This is a genomic window from Facklamia lactis (genome assembly GCF_015863205.1).
Classification (GTDB): domain Bacteria; phylum Bacillota; class Bacilli; order Lactobacillales; family Aerococcaceae; genus Facklamia; species Facklamia lactis.
Window position 1 is genome coordinate 593479 of the sequence record NZ_JACBXQ010000001.1, and the last position, 16917, is coordinate 610395.

Sequence of the window (16917 nt, forward strand, 5' to 3'; positions counted from 1 at the left end):
GGCTCATTATATCAATAGAAAAACATCCTCACAAGAAAACTACCCAAAATTTAGAGCAGACAACTAACAAGTATCTGATAATATTTAAACTATAAACCACCAGCTCCACTTTTCCTTTTTCACTTTATTGCATATGTCCTACTTCCATGACAAAGTCAAAGCGTTGTTGTAAATGGGGTAAAAGATCCTCTTGGCCCACCACTAATAGGGACGTCGCAGGACCTGCCGATAACTTGCCAACGGTTTGACATTTATCGCTTTCTTTGACGATAAATTGGCAGCCGTTCACTTCTGCAACTTGCTGGGCTTCATTCAATGACCCCTTCGAACCAATCGGAACCATTTCATTAACGACTGATTGCAATGAGTGAAGGTATGCGATGTCTTCATATGTTGGTAGTTCTTCTTGATGTTCCAACATTTCTGCTCCAACATAAGGATAGCCACATTGGTAACAAATATCCCCCACTTGTACCTTATTCATGAGCAATTGAGAATAGTGCCCTCGTCCTATCAATGTAATCCCAATGCTCGACATGCTTGTCTCCATGTTCTCTTCAGTACTACCAGAAACCGGCAAATGCGAGAATCCGGCCTGTTTCAGCTCATCTTTAATACCATGATCAAATTGTTTTCCGGTATTTTCCCACTCATTACTACATAAACTCATGACCAAAAAAGGTTGGGCATTCACCGCTAATAGTTCTAGCATAGGGACTCGCATCGCATATCTCGCAGTGATATAAGGATCGACTTGTAAGTAGTCATGGGGTTTTAATCCAATCGAAGCCGAAATATCACAAGCAATGACTAATGTCTCAGTTGTTGAAATGGCTTCTAAGGACAAATCTCGATATTTACGATGATTAAGCGCCATCTTCTAGCCTCATTTCAGAGAATACTTGCTCAATAATTTGTGCCGTTGTCTGAAGATCTTCTTGAGTGTGTTTCAAAGAGATAAAATTCGTTTCAAATTGTGAAGAAGCAAAGTAGATTCCTTTTTCTAACATTTTAGTAAAGAAGCGTTTAAATAAGACTTGGTCACAGGCTTTAGAATCGTCAAAATTCTTAACGGGCTTGGAACTAAAGAAAATACTAAACATTGTGCCCATATGCGGAACTTGGACCTCATATTGATATTGATCGGCCAGATTTGAAATCGTCTGACAGAAATCTTCTAACAAAGCCACACTTCGTTCAAATTGTTCTTCATCATAACTCATTAAGGTCGTAGCACCTGCAACCATTCCTAGTGGGTTCCCTGATAAAGTTCCGGCTTGATAAACATCACCTAATGGCGCGATCGCATTCATAATTTTGCTTTTCCCGCCATAGGCAGCTACAGGCATCCCGCCACCGATCACTTTACCTAAAGTGGTTAAATCTGGCTCAATCTCATAATAATTTTGAGCTCCCACAAAATCACAGCGTAAGCCAGACATCACTTCATCAAAAATCAATAGGGATTGATACCGCTCGGTGATTGCCCTTAATTGAACCAAAAATTCTTTGTCGGCTGGGATCAATCCCATATTTCCCGCAACAGGTTCCACGATCACTGCCGCAATTTGTTCGCCAATTTGATCAAATATTGATTCGACTGCCGATCTATCATTATAAGGCAAGGACAGGGTAAGTTTGGCATAGGATTCTGGAACTCCTGCTGAATCAGCTGAATCGAAGGTCGCAATCCCAGATCCTGCTTTTACAAGAAAAGTATCCGCATGACCGTGATAACAGCCTGTAAATTTTAAGATATAGGGACGATGAGTATAGCCTCGCGCCAATCGAACCGCACTCATTGTTGCTTCTGTTCCTGAATTAACAAAACGGATCTTATCAATTGATTTAAAGCGTTGACAAAGAAGATTCGCCAAGTCTGATTCCATTAAGGTCGGAGCTCCATAAGTGACACCCTTCTGTGCTTGTTGACAAATCGACTCAACCACATTTGAATCGCCATGGCCTAGAATTAAGGGGCCCCATGATAAAACAAAGTCAATATATCGATTATCATCGATATCATATAAGTAAGCACCTTTCCCTCCTTTGATAAAAGGTGGTGTTAGCTCTACAGCATTGAAAGCTCGAACCGGACTGTTTACACCACCTGGAAATAATCCTTTCGCTTCTTCAAACGCTTGTTTTGATTTATAATGATTCATTTTTGATTCCCCTTCTATTAAGATAACTTATAATGTGGCCACTCTCTTCTTATATGTTTCTGGTAAAGACATAAATACAAACTCGGTTAATAATAAATTTGCAACAGTTGCTATGGTTAATGGTATCACAAGAGGCAGGACCCCTGCTAGGCCATAAAAGGGTATTAGCGTCATTAAAGACACAGGAACATTAAAAATATAAGCCAACACATTACTAAAAATCATCGTTTTCATCTCGAGATGGATGCGTCTCTTTCGAATCAAACCATATGCAAACATGGTGACCATCATCATGATGCCAATTAAGAGATGAACTGGGTACGAATAAGAAAAGCCTGCTAAATAGGCCGATAGCATATGGCCAATAAAGGCTAACGCCATGCCCCAAACAGGTCCCAGCAAAGCAGTTCCAATAAAAGCCGGAAATGAATCAAGGGCAATGGAACCTAAGATCTTGATATTAGCCCCCATCACTGACATGGCAATCAAAAGACTGATTAACGTTAATTTGCGTATTTGTATCATCTTCTAAACACTCCTTCTATTTTTGTTCTTTTAATAGGTCGCCTAACTCTTGAACGGTTTTGGGATATTGATCATGTTCCCATTCTTTCCCATTCATCTGCATAAATTCGACCAGATATGGTAATCTAAGACTCGCCTTTTCCATCAACGTTTGATTGGTTAAAATCTCTTCCGTTGCCCCATCGGCTACAATTTTACCTTTCTCTAGAATCACAACTCGACTCGCCCATTCCCATGCAAAATCAATATCATGCGTTGAAATCACAAGGCCATAGTCATCTTGATGAAGTTGCTCTAATACTGATAATAATTGCTGGGAATTGATATAATCTAACCCTGCAGTTGGTTCATCCAAAAAAATAATTTCAGGTTCCAAAGAGAGAATGCTGGCAATGCTCACCATCTTCTTCTCTCCACCACTTAAAGAATGCAGAGGCCGATCTTTTAGATGGTCAATCTTTAAAGCCTTCATAATCTCCATGACTAATTTTAAAGTGGCTTCATTCGTGAGCCCTCGATTTAATGCGGCAAATGATATTTCTTCCATCACAGTGGGGGCTATAAATTGACTATCGGGATTTTGAAAAACTAAACCCACTTTTTGGCGAAGTAAATAGATTTGCTTGGAATGGGCTTTGATCTTGACGTCATCGATGTAAAGATCTCCCGATTGAGCTGTTAATACGCCATTGGCCAAGAGAAACAAGGTCGATTTCCCCATACCATTCTTTCCCAACATTGCGACTTTTTCACCTTTGGATACCTGAAATGACAAGTGTTGAATTGTAGGTTGGTCATTGTTTTCATATTTGAAGGTGATATTTTTCATGTTTAAATTCATCATTATACACCTCCTAAATAATGAACGACCCAAACAAGCAACACTAGTAAAACATGGGTGATGACATGATGCTTAACTTCAAAGCTTCGTTCAATAAAATTTAACTCTCCTTGATACATGCGAGACTCCATGGCATCAAATGATTCTAAGGACAATTTTAGGGATTGACGAAATAATTGTGACGCAATCCATAAAGAACTTCGCAAGGTTCTTTTTTGGTTAATAAATCCCAAGCGAGACTTGGAACTTCGTTGTAAATGATCGAGCTGAATTGAAAGCGTAATAATATAACGATAAATAAAATACATGATCTCTATGACAACCTTTGGCACATGAAGTTGTTTTAAAGAGAAGATCACATCACCAATAGGAGTCGAAATAGCGTAATGCAGTAATAAAGCCACACTGGAGATCGAGACCATCGCTAAATTGAGCGCTTGTTCTTGAGACGGATGATTGATTGATAAATAGAATGCTCCAATTCTCAAAGCATTCGGTTGAGAAGAGGTCGAAATAGCAATCAACAGCCCAATCGTGCTCATTAAGATAAAAGTTAAAGGCGCTGTGAATAAAGTTCTTATTTTTTGATAGGGTAACTTGTGATACAGTGTCATAAACAAAAGCACTGATACGAGCACTAAGCCACTGACCGTCAGCTGTTTAGAGCCAATCACAAGCACTAGCATCACCAAAGTAAAGATAACTTTTATAGTGGGATGAATCCTTCGCAGCTTTGATTGATACGATAGGACTTCCATCGTCATCATTCCATGCTGCTGTGACGGTTTATGCCATTGGACTATATTTTCCCCCACTAGTACACAAACTCCCAAGATTATATAAAGTTCAGAGACTCTTCCATAAGTTACTAAGAGCCAAAAGATTATCCCTAAAATTGAGACCAACATCGTTGACTACGCTCCCTTTTTACGTCCCACAAAATAGCCAAAGCCTGCTCCAATAACGCCTGCACCTAAGGCCGCTTGAAGAGCAAATAGTAAACTTTCTGTTTCCCCGCCAGGTAATTCGATCAGACTTTCAAACCAAGGCTCATATTCCGGATTAATTTCGGTAATAAGCTCTTCCGCCGCACCATCTGCGCCACCAAATTCAGAATTTTGAATCATTAATAATGGAATCACCGCAATCACTACACATAAAAGTAATAATAGGATCATTTTACTTGTTTTTTTCATGTTTATCCCTCCATGCTATAACCTAATAAAGTTAATTCAGATTTTGCTACGGATTCTAAACTCATAATCACAACGACCGTTAGAATTCCTTCGATTATTGCAATCGGAACTTGAGTGACCGCAAAAACACTTGCAAATTTTGTAAAGGACTCCATCACTCCACCTACAGCACTTGGATGCGCTAAAGCTAATTGAATACTTGTGGCGACATAGGTCATTAAGTCACCTAAAGCTGCTGCTAAGAAAATCACAAAATGTTTATTCAATTTTGAAGTTTTCCCTATTTTATAAATGGCATAGGTTACCAAGGGACCTACAATCCCCATACTGAATGTATTGGCACCTAAAGTGGTCAATCCGCCATGCGCCAATAGAATGGCTTGGAATATAAGGACAACGAATGAAACAACGGCCCCAATACTCGGTCCAAAGAAAATCGTCACTAGACCTGTCCCCGTCGGGTGACTGGAGGACCCTGTAACGGAAGGAATTTTTAAAGCGGAAAGCACAAATGCATAAGCGCCTGCCATGGCTAAAACAATAATAACTTTTCGATTATTAGCAAGGACATCCGATAATTTCTTAATACCCATCCCAATAAACGGTATACACAAGGCTCCCCAAATCAAGGCATGTTTTAAAGGGAGATAACCCTCCATGATATGCATCGCATGAGCAGTTGGGACAATGACCAAACTGACTACCCCTACTATGCATAAAGCTAACGACATCTTGTTCTTCATTATGATCGCTCCTTTTGATTAATGACTTCTGATAAAATTTTTGCTCGCTCATATAGATCTTCCATTTCCTGCTCTTCTGGATTCAAATTAAATTTATAACTAGGAACCGCCAATTTTGCCCCAGTTTTTTGAAATTGCTGGTCAAAATCATCAACAGCCGTACACCATTCTGGATAGCAATCATCCCCTGAGCCAAAGATGGTATACCATTTGCCAGATAAATCCACATTCATCATCTCTTCATAGAAGTCCTGTGCTTCTTCTGGTAATTCACCTTTAGTCCCCGGCCCATAAGTATATGAACCGACAATACAAACATCATAGGCTAAAAAATCTATCACTTCAGTGCTTCCAATTTCTTTAATCGTCACCTCGATTCCTTGTTCAACTAAAGCCTGGCCAAAGATTTCAGCTGCTTCTTCTGTGTTGCCCGTCAGACTTGCATAAACAATCAGCGCACTCGCCATCTATTCCCTCCTTTCCCTTACCTTTATGATTGAAGCCACTTCGCGATTTCTTTGGCATGATAGGTGATAATTAAATCGGCCCCTGCCCGTTTGAAACTCAACATTAATTCCATAATAATTTGTTCTTTACTAATCCAGCCGTTATTTGATGCCGCCTCAATCATTGAGTATTCCCCTGAGACGCTATACACCACAAGTGGTAAATGAGTCATTTGACGCGTTTGATAAATCATATCCATAAATGCCATAGCTGGTTTCACGATGACCATATCCACGCCTTCCTCTAAGTCACTGGATAACTCTCTTAAGGCTTCTCTTTGGTTACTAATAGGGATTTGATAAGTCTTTCGGTTTCCTTTTTTAGGAGCACTATCCGCTGCATCTCGGAAAGGGCCATAAAAGGCTGAGGCAAACTTAATCGAATAGCCCATCACTGACACATTAGCATAACCCGCTGCATCCAATGCTTTCCTAATTTCATAGGCAACCCCATCTAAACAACTTGAAGGTGCAATGATATCCGCTCCTGCTTCAGCTTGAGACACAGCAGTTCGCACACTCAGCTCAACGGACTCGTCATTAACCAAGAAGCCTTCACCATCAATGTGGCCGCAGTGTCCATGGTCTGTATACTCACATAAGCAAGTATCTGCAATCACAATTAAATCCGGTGCGATTTGTTTAATATGGCGGATTGCTCGTTGAACAATGCCTTCTTGGGCATAAGCTTGACTGCCTTCAGCATCTTTTACTTTCGGAATTCCAAATAAAAGAACAGCTTTAATCCCTAAAGACTGTATTTCTTCAATTTCCTTCGCTAAGTAATGGATGGGAATTTGATGGATACCCGGCATACTTTTAATGGCTTGGAGCTCCTCAATTTCTTCAGAAATAAATAAGGGATAAATTAAATCTGCCGTTGTAATATGATGTTCCTGAAACAATTCTCTAATAGTGTGATTTAATCTTGTCCGTCTATTCCGTCTGTAGTCTGACATTTTTCTTCCCTCTCTCTTTGCATGATCATTTGAAAAATAGCTTTATAATTGGATGGGTTAGCTTCGATCAATCCGCTTGGTGATACTTCCCTAATGGCTTGGCTGGAAACCGGTCCGATCGAAATAATTTGCACTTGCTGGAATAGGTGTGACCGAATTTCTTTGCTTAATTTTGAGATAAAATAATTCCAACTTGTGGTACTGGTCACGACTAAATAATCACCCCTTTGATAATTTCGACCGAAAAAATCGAGGTCTTCTCGCGCCTTGATTGACTCTATTTTTTGATAGATCACCTCCTCTTCAAGCTCAACATTTACTTGATATCGTTCAATAAAACCTCGATACTTTCCTTGATTTTCTTGACTGATTGGGATGAATAGTTTGCTAATCTTAAGGGGGGAATCATTAAAATTCTTAAAAAACATTTCTGAAGAGGAGTATGGATTAATATAATCAACGGATAGTGGATAGTGTTGCTCAATGTATTTAGCAGTCGCTTCCCCTGTCGCTATGATGGTTAGCTTCGATAAGTTTGTGATTGAATAATTTTCAAACATCGCTTTTACGGCCGCTTTACTGACAAAATATATGCTGTCAATGTTTGAAAGTGAGCATGGTTCATCCTTTTGCAGCGATCTAGTCACAATGAGTGATAAAGGCGATAAGGATAGATGCGGGAGTTCCTTCCACATTTGTAGGTAGTCTTTCGGCACTTCCGATCCTAACCACCAAACATATTTACCCTTCATGAATCTCACCAGACTCTTGCGCATATTCTTTCATGATGTCAAGTCCACCCTTGGCCATCATTCTTTGATATAAGTCTCTCCCTAAATTCTGGGCTTTTTGAGGGTCACTTTTTAACTGTTCAACCACCATTAATTCGCTTTGCCTTGAAGCTAACATTCCCGTAATGGTAATCTGGCCATCATTTTCAATTCTGGCATAACAAGCGATAGGGAAGTTGCATCCTAAACCTAAACAAGCAAGAAACTGCCTTTCCAACTGAATACATGTCTCGGTCGATTCATGATTGATCGCGCGTAATAACTGAATCAAGGCTGTTTCATTGCTGCGACATTGAATCGCTAGTGAGCCTTGACCAACGGCAGGAATAATCTGATGCTCATTGAAAATTTCTGTGTGTAAGTTTAAATTGTCTTTGTAGAATCCTGCTCTTTCAAGTCCAGCGACCGCTAGGACTACACCATCCAGATTTTCAGTGGTTAATTTATTGATTCGTGTATCAATATTGCCTCGAATATCAACATATTCCAAATCAGGTCGCATTTGTCTGAGTTGTCTTACCCTCCGCAAACTCCCTGTTCCAATCCGAGCCCCTGATGGCAAATCTTGGAACGATTTATATTCTTTCATCAGTAAGCATTCTTGTACTGATGCTCTTTTAGGAGTACAAGCAATCATCGTTCCTTCAGCCAATTGGCTCGGTACATCTTTTAAACTGTGAACTGCCATATCAATTTTTCCATTTAACAATTCACGTTCTAGTTCCTTCATAAATACTCCCTTACCCCCAATTTTTGATAAGGAGGAGGTCTGATCTTTATCGCCCTTTGTCGTAATAATTTTGGTTACAAAATGATAGGAAGGAAAGATAGATTGTAATTGATCGATCACCATTTGAGTTTGAATGGTCGCTAATTTACTCCCACGAGTTCCGACCGTAATAATGTTCGTTTGATTATTTGTATCCATTAATTGATCACTCTCTTTTTCTAATTGAAACATGGTTTTTACAAAATCTAATTTATGAGAACCATAGGCATCAACATCCAGCTCCTTGATCGTCATAATCGGTTCCTTAAGCATCGCGTTTACTAGGCTCTTCAAATGTTTATTGATAACTTTCTGATCATGGGGGGATAAATGATGGACTTTACTAAACAAACTCGCTTGAACTTGATCATAATGCGTCCCCATTTTGTGTCGGAGAGCATCAATGACTGGCGTAACATTTAGGGTGGCTTTCCATTTGTAATATTCGATAATTTCCTTGTAAGCCTCATCTCTAATATCATCATAGAGAGCTGATAGCTCTGCTCGATTCTCTTCTATACATTGATTGATGGTGTCGACATTATAGTAGGTATGATTACTATCTGTTTTGATCCCTTTTATATTTCGCGGCAATCCTAGGTCAAAGAATGCTTGTGGTTTCTCTGCCTTTACCATTTCTTCGGTAATGATGGGGGTTGTAGTCCCAACAGCCGTCACAATATAATCACATTCAGGCAGCAATGCTTCTAAGCGACTCATCGGAACCGCTATAATCCGATTAGGATCTTGCCTTGAATATTTTACCGTTTTGTCAAACGTCCGATTAAGCAGATAGATCGTTTGAAGATCACTTGCTAGAGCATATTTCAGCAGTAATTGTCCAATCTCACCTAAGCCTATTAGTAGCAATTTTTTCTTCGCTAATAAGGGATCCTTTTGAATCATTTTCATCGTTTGAAAAGAAATGGATCGCGGTTTCTGATTTAACTGGTGAACGGTTTGTTGTCTCTTACCAAACCTTTGTGCTTGTTGAAACAGTCGATTCAAGAAGATCCCCGTGGTTCCACTATTTAAAGCCACTTGATAAGCCTCTTTAATCTGCCCTAAAATTTGTGTTTCACCCATTATTTGTGACTTCATACCCGTCGATAATAGTAATAAATGCTCAATCACATCTTCTGCTATTTTTATTTCAATATAGGGCTTAATTTCTTCAAACGTTAAATCAAACCATTTAGCCAAAAAATGCTTAATATAATACTGCCCCGTATGAATCTGGTCACATAATGCATAGATTTCGGTTCGATTACAAGTTGATACGATGACATTTTCCAGAATAGATTTTTCTCTTTGCAAGGCTAGCAAAGCTTCATTCAAATTGTCTTTCGCAAAAGAAGTTCTTTCTCTCAAATAGAGGGGGGTATTATCATGCGTTATCCCAACATATACAATATTCATATATTCTCCCTACTTTAGTAATTGATTGAAATGGTGATCTAACCAATGTTTTAAGTTGTTTCCAATTTTCTTAGTGTTTCGATAGTCTTTTCCAAGGCTGGACACGCTAAATAGGTAATCATTCGATTCAATAACTTTCATATTATAGAAATCAGAATGTTCTTTATCACTGGCATTATTGACAAATTGCCCAACTTCGGCTCGTTCGTAAATTGCTGAATTTAAGCGCGGATCATCCGTGCAAGCAAAAATTAAGTCAAAGTTCTTGCCATCTTCCAATTTAAATTTTCGTGGAATCCAATGAATCTGATTTCTATCAATCGCTTGATTTAATTCTGGCGAGATCACCGTTATTTTGGCATTATTTTCTAACAAGGCTTTTATTTTTCTGGAAGCGACCTTTCCTCCACCCACTACTAAAACTGACTTATTGCTTAAATTTAATAAAACAGGGTACATAGAACACTTCCTTATTCTTTGCTTTTTTTGGCCTGCATTTTATTTCTTAAAATTCCCTGTCTAAAGACCGGCTTACTATTTCGATACTGAACATCTTCAACATTTAAACGATGATTCATTAAACGAGCAATAACGAAAAAATAATCGGATAATCGATTGATATACTTAAGTACTTGTTCATTATTTATTTCAGAATCCTGTTCATGAAATAATTGCACGATATGACGCTCTACTTCCCTCGTCTCTGTTCGACACATATGAAGTAATGAAGCCGGTGCGCTTCCTCCTGGAATGATGAATCTTTCCAAGGCAGGTAATTCCTCAGCATACTGGTCAATTAATCTTTCCAACCATTCTATCCGGTCTGCCTTCACCTTATACTCACGTTCTTGATTGATTTGCGCTAAGTCATTCCCACAATCAAAAACATCTTGTTGTATTTCTTGAATCTCTTGAATAAGATCTTCCTCTTGAAGTAGACTCACGGTATAGCCGATTAAAGAATTGAGCGAATCTGTCTTGCCATAAGTGGATATCCGGATATGGCTTTTATCATACACATGTCCCCCTATGATTCGCGTCTGACCTTGATCTCCAGTTCTTGTATAATAATTCATCTTATCCCTCCTCTGAACATTCCATCATCTCTTCAATTACTTTCATATCTAAGTGTTCTAATAAATGATTAGCTAGCTTATCGTACTCACGATTTTTAAATTCCATGTAAGACAGCTTAGGTTGTTCCATCTCTTCTAAACCTTTGGTCCTTCGAATTTGGTTAAAATAGTGCCGAGACCAAGAGAGATTTTGAAAGAGACCATTTAACTGTGTGCCCATGATTAAGTGATTGTGATAATTTAAACCTTCTTGATAATCGTCCGCTTGAATAAAGGGTTCCCCATCTCCATCATGATCAAGTTGCACTCTTTGCGTGATAGATCCTCCTAAAGCTTGTTGATTATCATCAGGATCCACTTGGGTGATTTCAACCGTCTCTAATAATGTTGCTTGTCCTGATACTAGACCTAGCCCTGGAATCACACGATCGTGACTCAATTGCACGGATTCAGCTAAGAAACACATTCCAGTATTGAAGGCGATCACTCTTGTTCCTTGCGCGAGCAATTGACCCATCGCTTCCTTGTACGCTTGTATTTTCTGACCATTTGAATGAATATCCTCGGTCCCTGGAATAATCAATACATCTGGGTTTTTTAGCTGTTGGATATGCTTTACATAGCGTACCGAAACATCCTCATAGACAGTCAAACTTTGAAAATCAGAGAAATTACTCATTTTATCCAGCATCAGAATGGCAACATCAATGGCTTTTTGTGGATCCATTTGAGTGGAGACACTTTCTAAAGCGATCGAATCCTCGCTATCAATGGCTAAGTCGATGTAGGGAACCACCCCGACAATCGGAACATGGGTTAAATTTTCAATCATTTCAATCCCACTTTGCAATAAGGAAATATCGCCTCGGAACTTATTGATAATGACCCCTTTAATTCGCGCACGATCTTCTTCATTCATCAAGGCAATGGTGCCGTAAATTTGAGCAAAAACGCCGCCACGATCGATATCTGCCACTAAGAGCACGGGAGCATCTGCAATGCGCGCCATCCCCATATTCACAATATCATGGTCGTTAAGATTAATCTCAGCAGGGCTTCCTGCTCCTTCAATCAGAATGACCTCATTTTCTTGAGAGATTTCCTGAAAGATATCATGAATGACTGGTTTTAACTTAATTTTGTAATCATAATATTCCGCAGCAGTGGTGCTCGCTACAAACTGACCCTTAATAACAACATGTGACTGCGCTTCTCCAACAGGTTTCAATAAGATGGGATTCATCCGTGGATCAGGTAAGCGTCTAGAGGCTTCTGCTTGGACCACTTGCGCTCGACTCATTTCGTCTCCTGAAGCTGTAATATAAGAATTGAGTGCCATATTTTGTGACTTAAAGGGAAAAACCTTCTGCCCTCGATCAGCAAAAACTCGACATAATCCAGCAACGATCAAGCTTTTCCCAGCATCAGAAGAAGTGCCTTGAATCATTAATCTTTTCGCTTTCATATCGATGCCTCCTCTCTTTTCTTTTGAACGATTATGGTTGAAAAGTAGGACAACTTCTCATCGCCTGTAAAGGTTTCTAAATTTTTATAAATTTTTTGACTGGGCATACTCGCATCACTTATTAAATATGACGCTCCCAACAAATCAAAGGCTTTTAATATTGGAAGAATTTTCTTTAAATGACGCTTAACTTTCATAATCACAAGATTTTCATACAGTTCGATACAATGATGAATCTCTTCTTGACTTGCAGTAGCTGGCAAGATGCATAATTTCTCCTGATCCAAAACAAGTGGTTTCTGACTAATCGCAGCAATTTGTGCAAAAGAAGTAACACCCGGAATAACTTCCACATTGAATTTAAAATCCATTCGTTCAAGTAAATAAGAAAAGGTACTGTAAGTACTGGGATCACCTAAGGTTAAGAAACCTACATTAAACCCCTCTTCTAACTCGACCTGAATTTCTTTACTAATTGATTCCCATTGCTGCATTTTACTTTTCAAGTCATTGACCATTGGAAAATGGCGAGCCTCAATCCGAATCTCTTCAGGCAAGTATGCTTCCGCAATCGTCAAAGCAACACTTTTTTTGGCTACATCTGCCTGGGGTGTATAGATAACATCCAATGTTTGAATCGTTTCAATCGCTTTTACCGTCATTAATTTGGGGTCGCCAGGTCCGACTCCAATCGCAAATAATTTACCGAGCATGCTTACACCGTCTCTCCGTTTGAATCGCTTCTTTTAAGTGTTCAAGATAGATCGCTCTGACCGGTTTAAGTTCTCCTAAACCTTGGACATACGTTTCAACTTCAAAGCCAGCCTGAATAAGTTGTGTCTTCCATGAATCCCCTTCATCGCTAGCCATATCATTTTTGGCATGATCTCCCGCAACCAACATAAAGGGACGTAAATTTATTTTCTCAACCTTAGCCGCCTTTAACTGCGGTAATAAGGTGGATAGACTCGGATAACCCTCAACACACGCCATATAAATTGAAGAACCAGAAAGCATATAGGCTAAGGTCACATAAGAAGTAAAGCTAGCATGTTCTGTTCCATGTGCCATAAATAATGTGATTTCATTGGCTGATTCAGGCGTAAAGGTTGAGGTTAAATATTCCACCACCTTTTCGTAATCTTGAAGACTCGTTAAGAGCGGTTTACCCACTTTGATTTTGACGTTTTCTTTTTTGATCCGTTTCATAAACATGTAAATTTTATGAAATTCACTCCCAGGGATAATATGCGTCGATTGAACCACGATTTCTTGATAGCCTTCCGACACTAGCCGCTCTAATTCATCCCCTAAATTATTAATCGTCTTCCCTTCATTTTCTAAAATTCGTTGCCGAACAATTTTTGATGTAAAGACTTGTCTCATTTCATATTCTGGATAAGTTTGTTGGATATCAGCACATAAGGCATTGATTGTTTTCTCACGTGTATCTTGGTGGGTCGTTCCAAAACTTGTCACGATAATTGCTTTTTTCATTTGCTCATCCCTTCTATTTGTTGAATATTTGAATTAATAAGGCTTGAAGACTTTGATAATGAGGTTCTTGCGTCTGAATAATCGAATGAAATCCTAATCGATTTAATTCGCGATAGGCTTGTTCACCTAAACAATAGGCGGTCGTTTGTTGAAGTTGACGTTTTAGTTTTTCATCTTTAAAATACTGCTCAATACTTCTGACCGCCTTGGTATTGGAATAAATAATGCCGTCTAACGCTTCAAGAGAGGACTCATTCTCTAACTTCTCAAACACTTCTGAACTTGAGGAATAAAATTCAGCCTTTTCAAATACTTGATTCATCCTAATCAATTGTTTAAAGGATTCTTGACTACCAATATAGATCTGATCCGGATTCATAGACTGATGGGATAGTACATCAAAATTTTTATAATACTGATCCGGATGAATCCCGATCGATTCTAAGGCCGATTGGGTATGTTCGCCCACAACAGTTAACTTCTTAAGTTTTAGATGACGCCAATCGGTTTGATGTTTATTCATCCAATTGATAAAGGCAGTAAGCGCCGATCCATCTAACAAACAAACATCCATTTCTTCATCAGATAAAGGCAAGGAAAGTTCTGCTTTTACTTTGGTGGGCGAAGAGAATAAAATAACTTCAGCTCCTAAATCTTCTAAAAGAGGTAGTAATAATTGTGCTTGGGATTGCGGAATAGCAAAATGCCGACCAAATAAGGGCTTATTCATGAAATAATTTAACGATTCATTAAATTTCACCACATCTCCCACCACGATTAATGAGGGCGGTTTTATCGTTGCAGCGAGGCTTTTTTGATAGATAGTTTCAAGCGTCCCTACTACTAATTTCTGTTGACTACGACTTGCCCATTCAACAACCGCTACGGGGGTAGCCGGATTCTTGCCATTATCAATCAAGGCTTGGGTGATTTTAGGTAAATTTTTTACCCCCATTAAAAATACTAGTGTTCCCTTTAAGCGACTGATGGCTCCCCAATCATGTTCAGCATCCCCCTCTTTAGAACGAGCTGTAAACACGTGGAAATCTAGAGCCACCTCGCGATAGGTCATCGGAATTCCAGCATAGGATAAACCTCCGATTGAAGAAGTCACTCCTGGTACAACTTCAAACGAAATCCCTTCTTGAGCTAATGCCATCGCTTCTTCTCCCCCGCGGCCAAATACATAAGGATCGCCACTTTTTAAACGTACGATCGTTTGATACTCTTGGCTTGCCTCCTTTAGATACTGAATGATTTGATCTTGTGGGGTAAAATGCCCTGCTGGTTCTTTACCCACATAAACTTTTTTGCATGTTGATTGAGCTAACATCAAAATATTTTGGTTTATCAAGCGATCATAAAAAATAATGTCCGCCGTTTCTATTAAACGCTTCGCTTTCACCGTTAAATTCTCTACTCGACCTGTTCCTGCTCCAACAATAAATACTCTACTTTGACTCATCATGTTTATCTCGCTTTCTTAATGATTCTAGATAGGTAAGAAGGTCAGACACCTCTTCAAAGAAGATGGGATAATTGACTTTAGGACGCCGAATGACGATAACTGTCATATTCAACGCCTGAGCGGCCGCTAATTTACTCTCCATTCCTCCGCGTAATCCACTTTCTTTTGTGATCAATACACGCGAGTGATTCTTCTGATAGAGACTTTGATTTAATTCAGTGCTAAAAGGCCCTTTTAGTGCATGAATCTGCTGTGCTTCAAAACCAAGCGCTTCACAACTCGCTAGAACCTCAGCAGTTGGTAAGACACGAATCATTAGTTTTTCAACGGGAATATAGGTCAAATATTCTGACAGGGTCTTACTTCCAGTGGTTAAATAGATCGTTTCTTCTGACTGGATCTTTTCCAAAGCTAAATGACAGGCCTCCTCCACCGAATCAGTTAACTCAACCTTGTCATTCCATTTTATTTGAGGTCTTTCAAAACGAATATAAGGAACCGCTGTTTTTTCACAAGCTTGAATCGCATTTTTAGATACCAAATCAGCAAATGGATGAGTGGCATCCAGGACCAAGTGGACACCTTTCTCAAAAATAAAGGCTTCCATTTCAAACGGGTCCATTCTTTTTTGAACAACATGGGGTTCAAATTGTTTCGAGAAAACTTTCCCATATTCCGTTGCAACGGATAGCACCACCTCTTCTTTCTTTTCTAGTAATTTAGTCATCAAGACCAAACTTTCTGACGTCCCACCCAATAATAAAATCATAGCTTATAACCTCGTGGGGTATACATCATTCCGTTGTAAACTTTAGTAAAGCGATTCCCCACAATAACAGTGGTCGTCATGTCTACTAAGCGATCATCTAAATCTTTAATCGTGGTGATGATCGTCTCTTCTTTTGGACGTCCAATATCTTTGGCAATCCCTACAATCGTTTCTTCCCCTTTATAGCCCGCAATGATCTTTAAAGCCTTCTCTAAATGCTTAGGCCGGCCTTTACTTTTAGGATTATATAAACAAATGACAAAGTCTCCCTGTGCTGCCGCATGTAACCGTTTCTCGATCATTTCCCATGGTGTCATCAGATCACTTAAACTAATATGACAGAAATCATTCATTAAAGGGGCCCCTAATAAGGCGGCGCCTCCAATACTAGCAGTAATTCCCGGAACCACTTTGACCTCTAAATCACTGCCTTGACTTGATAAAAGCTCTAAAATGAGCCCTGCCATTCCATAAATCCCAGCATCTCCACTCGAGATGACCGCAACTTCTTTCCCCGCTTGAGCTAACTCAATTGCCTTCTCACATCGGTCAATCTCTCGTTTCATTCCGGTATTAATGACTTCCTTGTCCTGAATAAAGTCTTTGACTAATTTAATATAGGTCGTGTATCCCACAATGGTATCTACCTTTTGTAACACTTCTTGCGCCATTGGAGACATTAGGTCAAGTGACCCCGGTCCTAATCCTACAATATATAACATCCTATC

General features: G+C 39.3%; 19 protein-coding genes. All 19 read right to left on the reverse strand.

What is annotated here, in order from left to right; all coding sequences use genetic code 11:
• Positions 1-124: 124 nt before the first annotated feature.
• Positions 125-877 carry a hypothetical protein gene (locus tag HZY91_RS02735; RefSeq protein WP_197114457.1) on the reverse strand — a complete coding sequence of 251 codons (753 nt, stop codon included), beginning with the start codon at positions 875-877 and terminating at the stop codon, positions 125-127.
• Complete coding sequence (gene hemL, locus HZY91_RS02740; RefSeq protein WP_197114459.1) at positions 867-2165, reverse strand: glutamate-1-semialdehyde 2,1-aminomutase; 1299 nt, start codon at positions 2163-2165, stop codon at positions 867-869. The genes HZY91_RS02735 and hemL overlap by 11 nt, the downstream gene beginning before the upstream one ends.
• 27 nt (positions 2166-2192) lie before the next feature.
• Positions 2193-2690 (reverse strand): ECF transporter S component, encoded by a 498-nt coding sequence (locus HZY91_RS02745; protein ID WP_197114461.1) that lies wholly within the window; start codon positions 2688-2690, stop codon positions 2193-2195.
• A 16-nt stretch (positions 2691-2706) separates the two neighbouring features.
• The gene (locus tag HZY91_RS02750; RefSeq protein WP_197114463.1) at positions 2707-3534 is read right to left on the reverse strand and encodes an energy-coupling factor ABC transporter ATP-binding protein; all 828 of its coding nucleotides are present in this window, start codon (positions 3532-3534) and stop codon (positions 2707-2709) included.
• Positions 3534-4346, reverse strand: a complete 813-nt coding sequence (locus HZY91_RS02755; protein WP_197114465.1) for an energy-coupling factor transporter transmembrane component T family protein — start codon at positions 4344-4346, stop codon at positions 3534-3536. The genes HZY91_RS02750 and HZY91_RS02755 overlap by 1 nt, the downstream gene beginning before the upstream one ends.
• Positions 4347-4445: 99 nt before the next feature.
• Positions 4446-4727 (reverse strand): energy-coupling factor ABC transporter substrate-binding protein, encoded by a 282-nt coding sequence (locus tag HZY91_RS02760; protein ID WP_197114467.1) that lies wholly within the window; start codon positions 4725-4727, stop codon positions 4446-4448.
• Between the two features lie 2 nt (positions 4728-4729).
• Positions 4730-5470: an energy-coupling factor ABC transporter permease gene (locus tag HZY91_RS02765; protein ID WP_197114469.1), complete on the reverse strand. Its 741-nt coding sequence runs from the start codon at positions 5468-5470 to the stop codon at positions 4730-4732.
• Positions 5470-5937, reverse strand: coding sequence for a flavodoxin (locus HZY91_RS02770; protein WP_197114471.1), 468 nt, complete (start codon positions 5935-5937; stop codon positions 5470-5472). The genes HZY91_RS02765 and HZY91_RS02770 overlap by 1 nt, the downstream gene beginning before the upstream one ends.
• 23 nt (positions 5938-5960) lie before the next feature.
• A complete protein-coding gene (gene hemB, locus HZY91_RS02775; RefSeq protein ID WP_197114472.1) occupies positions 5961-6935 on the reverse strand; it encodes a porphobilinogen synthase in 975 nt (324 codons plus the stop codon).
• The gene (locus HZY91_RS02780) at positions 6899-7687 is read right to left on the reverse strand and encodes a uroporphyrinogen-III synthase (protein WP_197114474.1); all 789 of its coding nucleotides are present in this window, start codon (positions 7685-7687) and stop codon (positions 6899-6901) included. Before HZY91_RS02780 ends, hemB begins: the two co-directional genes overlap by 37 nt.
• Positions 7677-9914: a hydroxymethylbilane synthase gene (gene hemC / locus HZY91_RS02785; RefSeq protein WP_197114476.1), complete on the reverse strand. Its 2238-nt coding sequence runs from the start codon at positions 9912-9914 to the stop codon at positions 7677-7679. Before hemC ends, HZY91_RS02780 begins: the two co-directional genes overlap by 11 nt.
• 9 nt (positions 9915-9923) lie before the next feature.
• A complete protein-coding gene (locus HZY91_RS02790) occupies positions 9924-10373 on the reverse strand; it encodes a precorrin-2 dehydrogenase/sirohydrochlorin ferrochelatase family protein (RefSeq protein ID WP_197114478.1) in 450 nt (149 codons plus the stop codon).
• 11 nt (positions 10374-10384) lie between these two features.
• Positions 10385-10990: a cob(I)yrinic acid a,c-diamide adenosyltransferase gene (locus HZY91_RS02795; RefSeq protein ID WP_197114480.1), complete on the reverse strand. Its 606-nt coding sequence runs from the start codon at positions 10988-10990 to the stop codon at positions 10385-10387.
• Position 10991: 1 nt separating this feature from the next.
• Positions 10992-12455, reverse strand: coding sequence for a cobyric acid synthase (locus HZY91_RS02800; RefSeq protein WP_197114482.1), 1464 nt, complete (start codon positions 12453-12455; stop codon positions 10992-10994).
• Positions 12452-13168, reverse strand: a complete 717-nt coding sequence (cobI, locus tag HZY91_RS02805; RefSeq protein WP_197114484.1) for a precorrin-2 C(20)-methyltransferase — start codon at positions 13166-13168, stop codon at positions 12452-12454. Before cobI ends, HZY91_RS02800 begins: the two co-directional genes overlap by 4 nt.
• The gene (locus HZY91_RS02810) at positions 13158-13952 is read right to left on the reverse strand and encodes a sirohydrochlorin cobaltochelatase (protein WP_197114486.1); all 795 of its coding nucleotides are present in this window, start codon (positions 13950-13952) and stop codon (positions 13158-13160) included. Before HZY91_RS02810 ends, cobI begins: the two co-directional genes overlap by 11 nt.
• 13 nt (positions 13953-13965) lie before the next feature.
• Positions 13966-15417 (reverse strand): uroporphyrinogen-III C-methyltransferase, encoded by a 1452-nt coding sequence (gene cobA, locus HZY91_RS02815; RefSeq protein ID WP_197114488.1) that lies wholly within the window; start codon positions 15415-15417, stop codon positions 13966-13968.
• Positions 15404-16189: a precorrin-6A reductase gene (gene cobK, locus HZY91_RS02820; RefSeq protein ID WP_197114490.1), complete on the reverse strand. Its 786-nt coding sequence runs from the start codon at positions 16187-16189 to the stop codon at positions 15404-15406. The genes cobA and cobK overlap by 14 nt, the downstream gene beginning before the upstream one ends.
• Complete coding sequence (gene cobJ / locus HZY91_RS02825) at positions 16186-16911, reverse strand: precorrin-3B C(17)-methyltransferase (RefSeq protein WP_197114492.1); 726 nt, start codon at positions 16909-16911, stop codon at positions 16186-16188. Before cobJ ends, cobK begins: the two co-directional genes overlap by 4 nt.
• Positions 16912-16917 lie beyond the last annotated feature (6 nt).

Excerpts from the sequence above, each read along its gene's own strand:
- HZY91_RS02765 (WP_197114469.1), bottom strand. The coding sequence starts at position 5,470 with ATGAAGAACAAGATGTCGTTAGCTTTATGCATAGTAGGGGTAGTCAGT.
- HZY91_RS02790 (WP_197114478.1), bottom strand. The coding sequence starts at position 10,373 with ATGTACCCTGTTTTATTAAATTTAAGCAATAAGTCAGTTTTAGTAGTG.
- HZY91_RS02770 (WP_197114471.1), bottom strand. The coding sequence starts at position 5,937 with ATGGCGAGTGCGCTGATTGTTTATGCAAGTCTGACGGGCAACACAGAA.
- HZY91_RS02795 (WP_197114480.1), bottom strand. The coding sequence starts at position 10,990 with ATGAATTATTATACAAGAACTGGAGATCAAGGTCAGACGCGAATCATA.
- HZY91_RS02750 (WP_197114463.1), bottom strand. The coding sequence starts at position 3,534 with ATGATGAATTTAAACATGAAAAATATCACCTTCAAATATGAAAACAAT.
- HZY91_RS02735 (WP_197114457.1), bottom strand. The coding sequence starts at position 877 with ATGGCGCTTAATCATCGTAAATATCGAGATTTGTCCTTAGAAGCCATT.
- hemB (WP_197114472.1), bottom strand. The coding sequence starts at position 6,935 with ATGTCAGACTACAGACGGAATAGACGGACAAGATTAAATCACACTATT.
- HZY91_RS02800 (WP_197114482.1), bottom strand. The coding sequence starts at position 12,455 with ATGAAAGCGAAAAGATTAATGATTCAAGGCACTTCTTCTGATGCTGGG.
- HZY91_RS02810 (WP_197114486.1), bottom strand. The coding sequence starts at position 13,952 with ATGAAAAAAGCAATTATCGTGACAAGTTTTGGAACGACCCACCAAGAT.
- cobJ (WP_197114492.1), bottom strand. The coding sequence starts at position 16,911 with ATGTTATATATTGTAGGATTAGGACCGGGGTCACTTGACCTAATGTCT.
- HZY91_RS02745 (WP_197114461.1), bottom strand. The coding sequence starts at position 2,690 with ATGATACAAATACGCAAATTAACGTTAATCAGTCTTTTGATTGCCATG.
- cobA (WP_197114488.1), bottom strand. The coding sequence starts at position 15,417 with ATGAGTCAAAGTAGAGTATTTATTGTTGGAGCAGGAACAGGTCGAGTA.
- hemC (WP_197114476.1), bottom strand. The coding sequence starts at position 9,914 with ATGAATATTGTATATGTTGGGATAACGCATGATAATACCCCCCTCTAT.
- HZY91_RS02760 (WP_197114467.1), bottom strand. The coding sequence starts at position 4,727 with ATGAAAAAAACAAGTAAAATGATCCTATTATTACTTTTATGTGTAGTG.
- cobI (WP_197114484.1), bottom strand. The coding sequence starts at position 13,168 with ATGCTCGGTAAATTATTTGCGATTGGAGTCGGACCTGGCGACCCCAAA.
- hemL (WP_197114459.1), bottom strand. The coding sequence starts at position 2,165 with ATGAATCATTATAAATCAAAACAAGCGTTTGAAGAAGCGAAAGGATTA.
- HZY91_RS02780 (WP_197114474.1), bottom strand. The coding sequence starts at position 7,687 with ATGAAGGGTAAATATGTTTGGTGGTTAGGATCGGAAGTGCCGAAAGAC.
- cobK (WP_197114490.1), bottom strand. The coding sequence starts at position 16,189 with ATGATTTTATTATTGGGTGGGACGTCAGAAAGTTTGGTCTTGATGACT.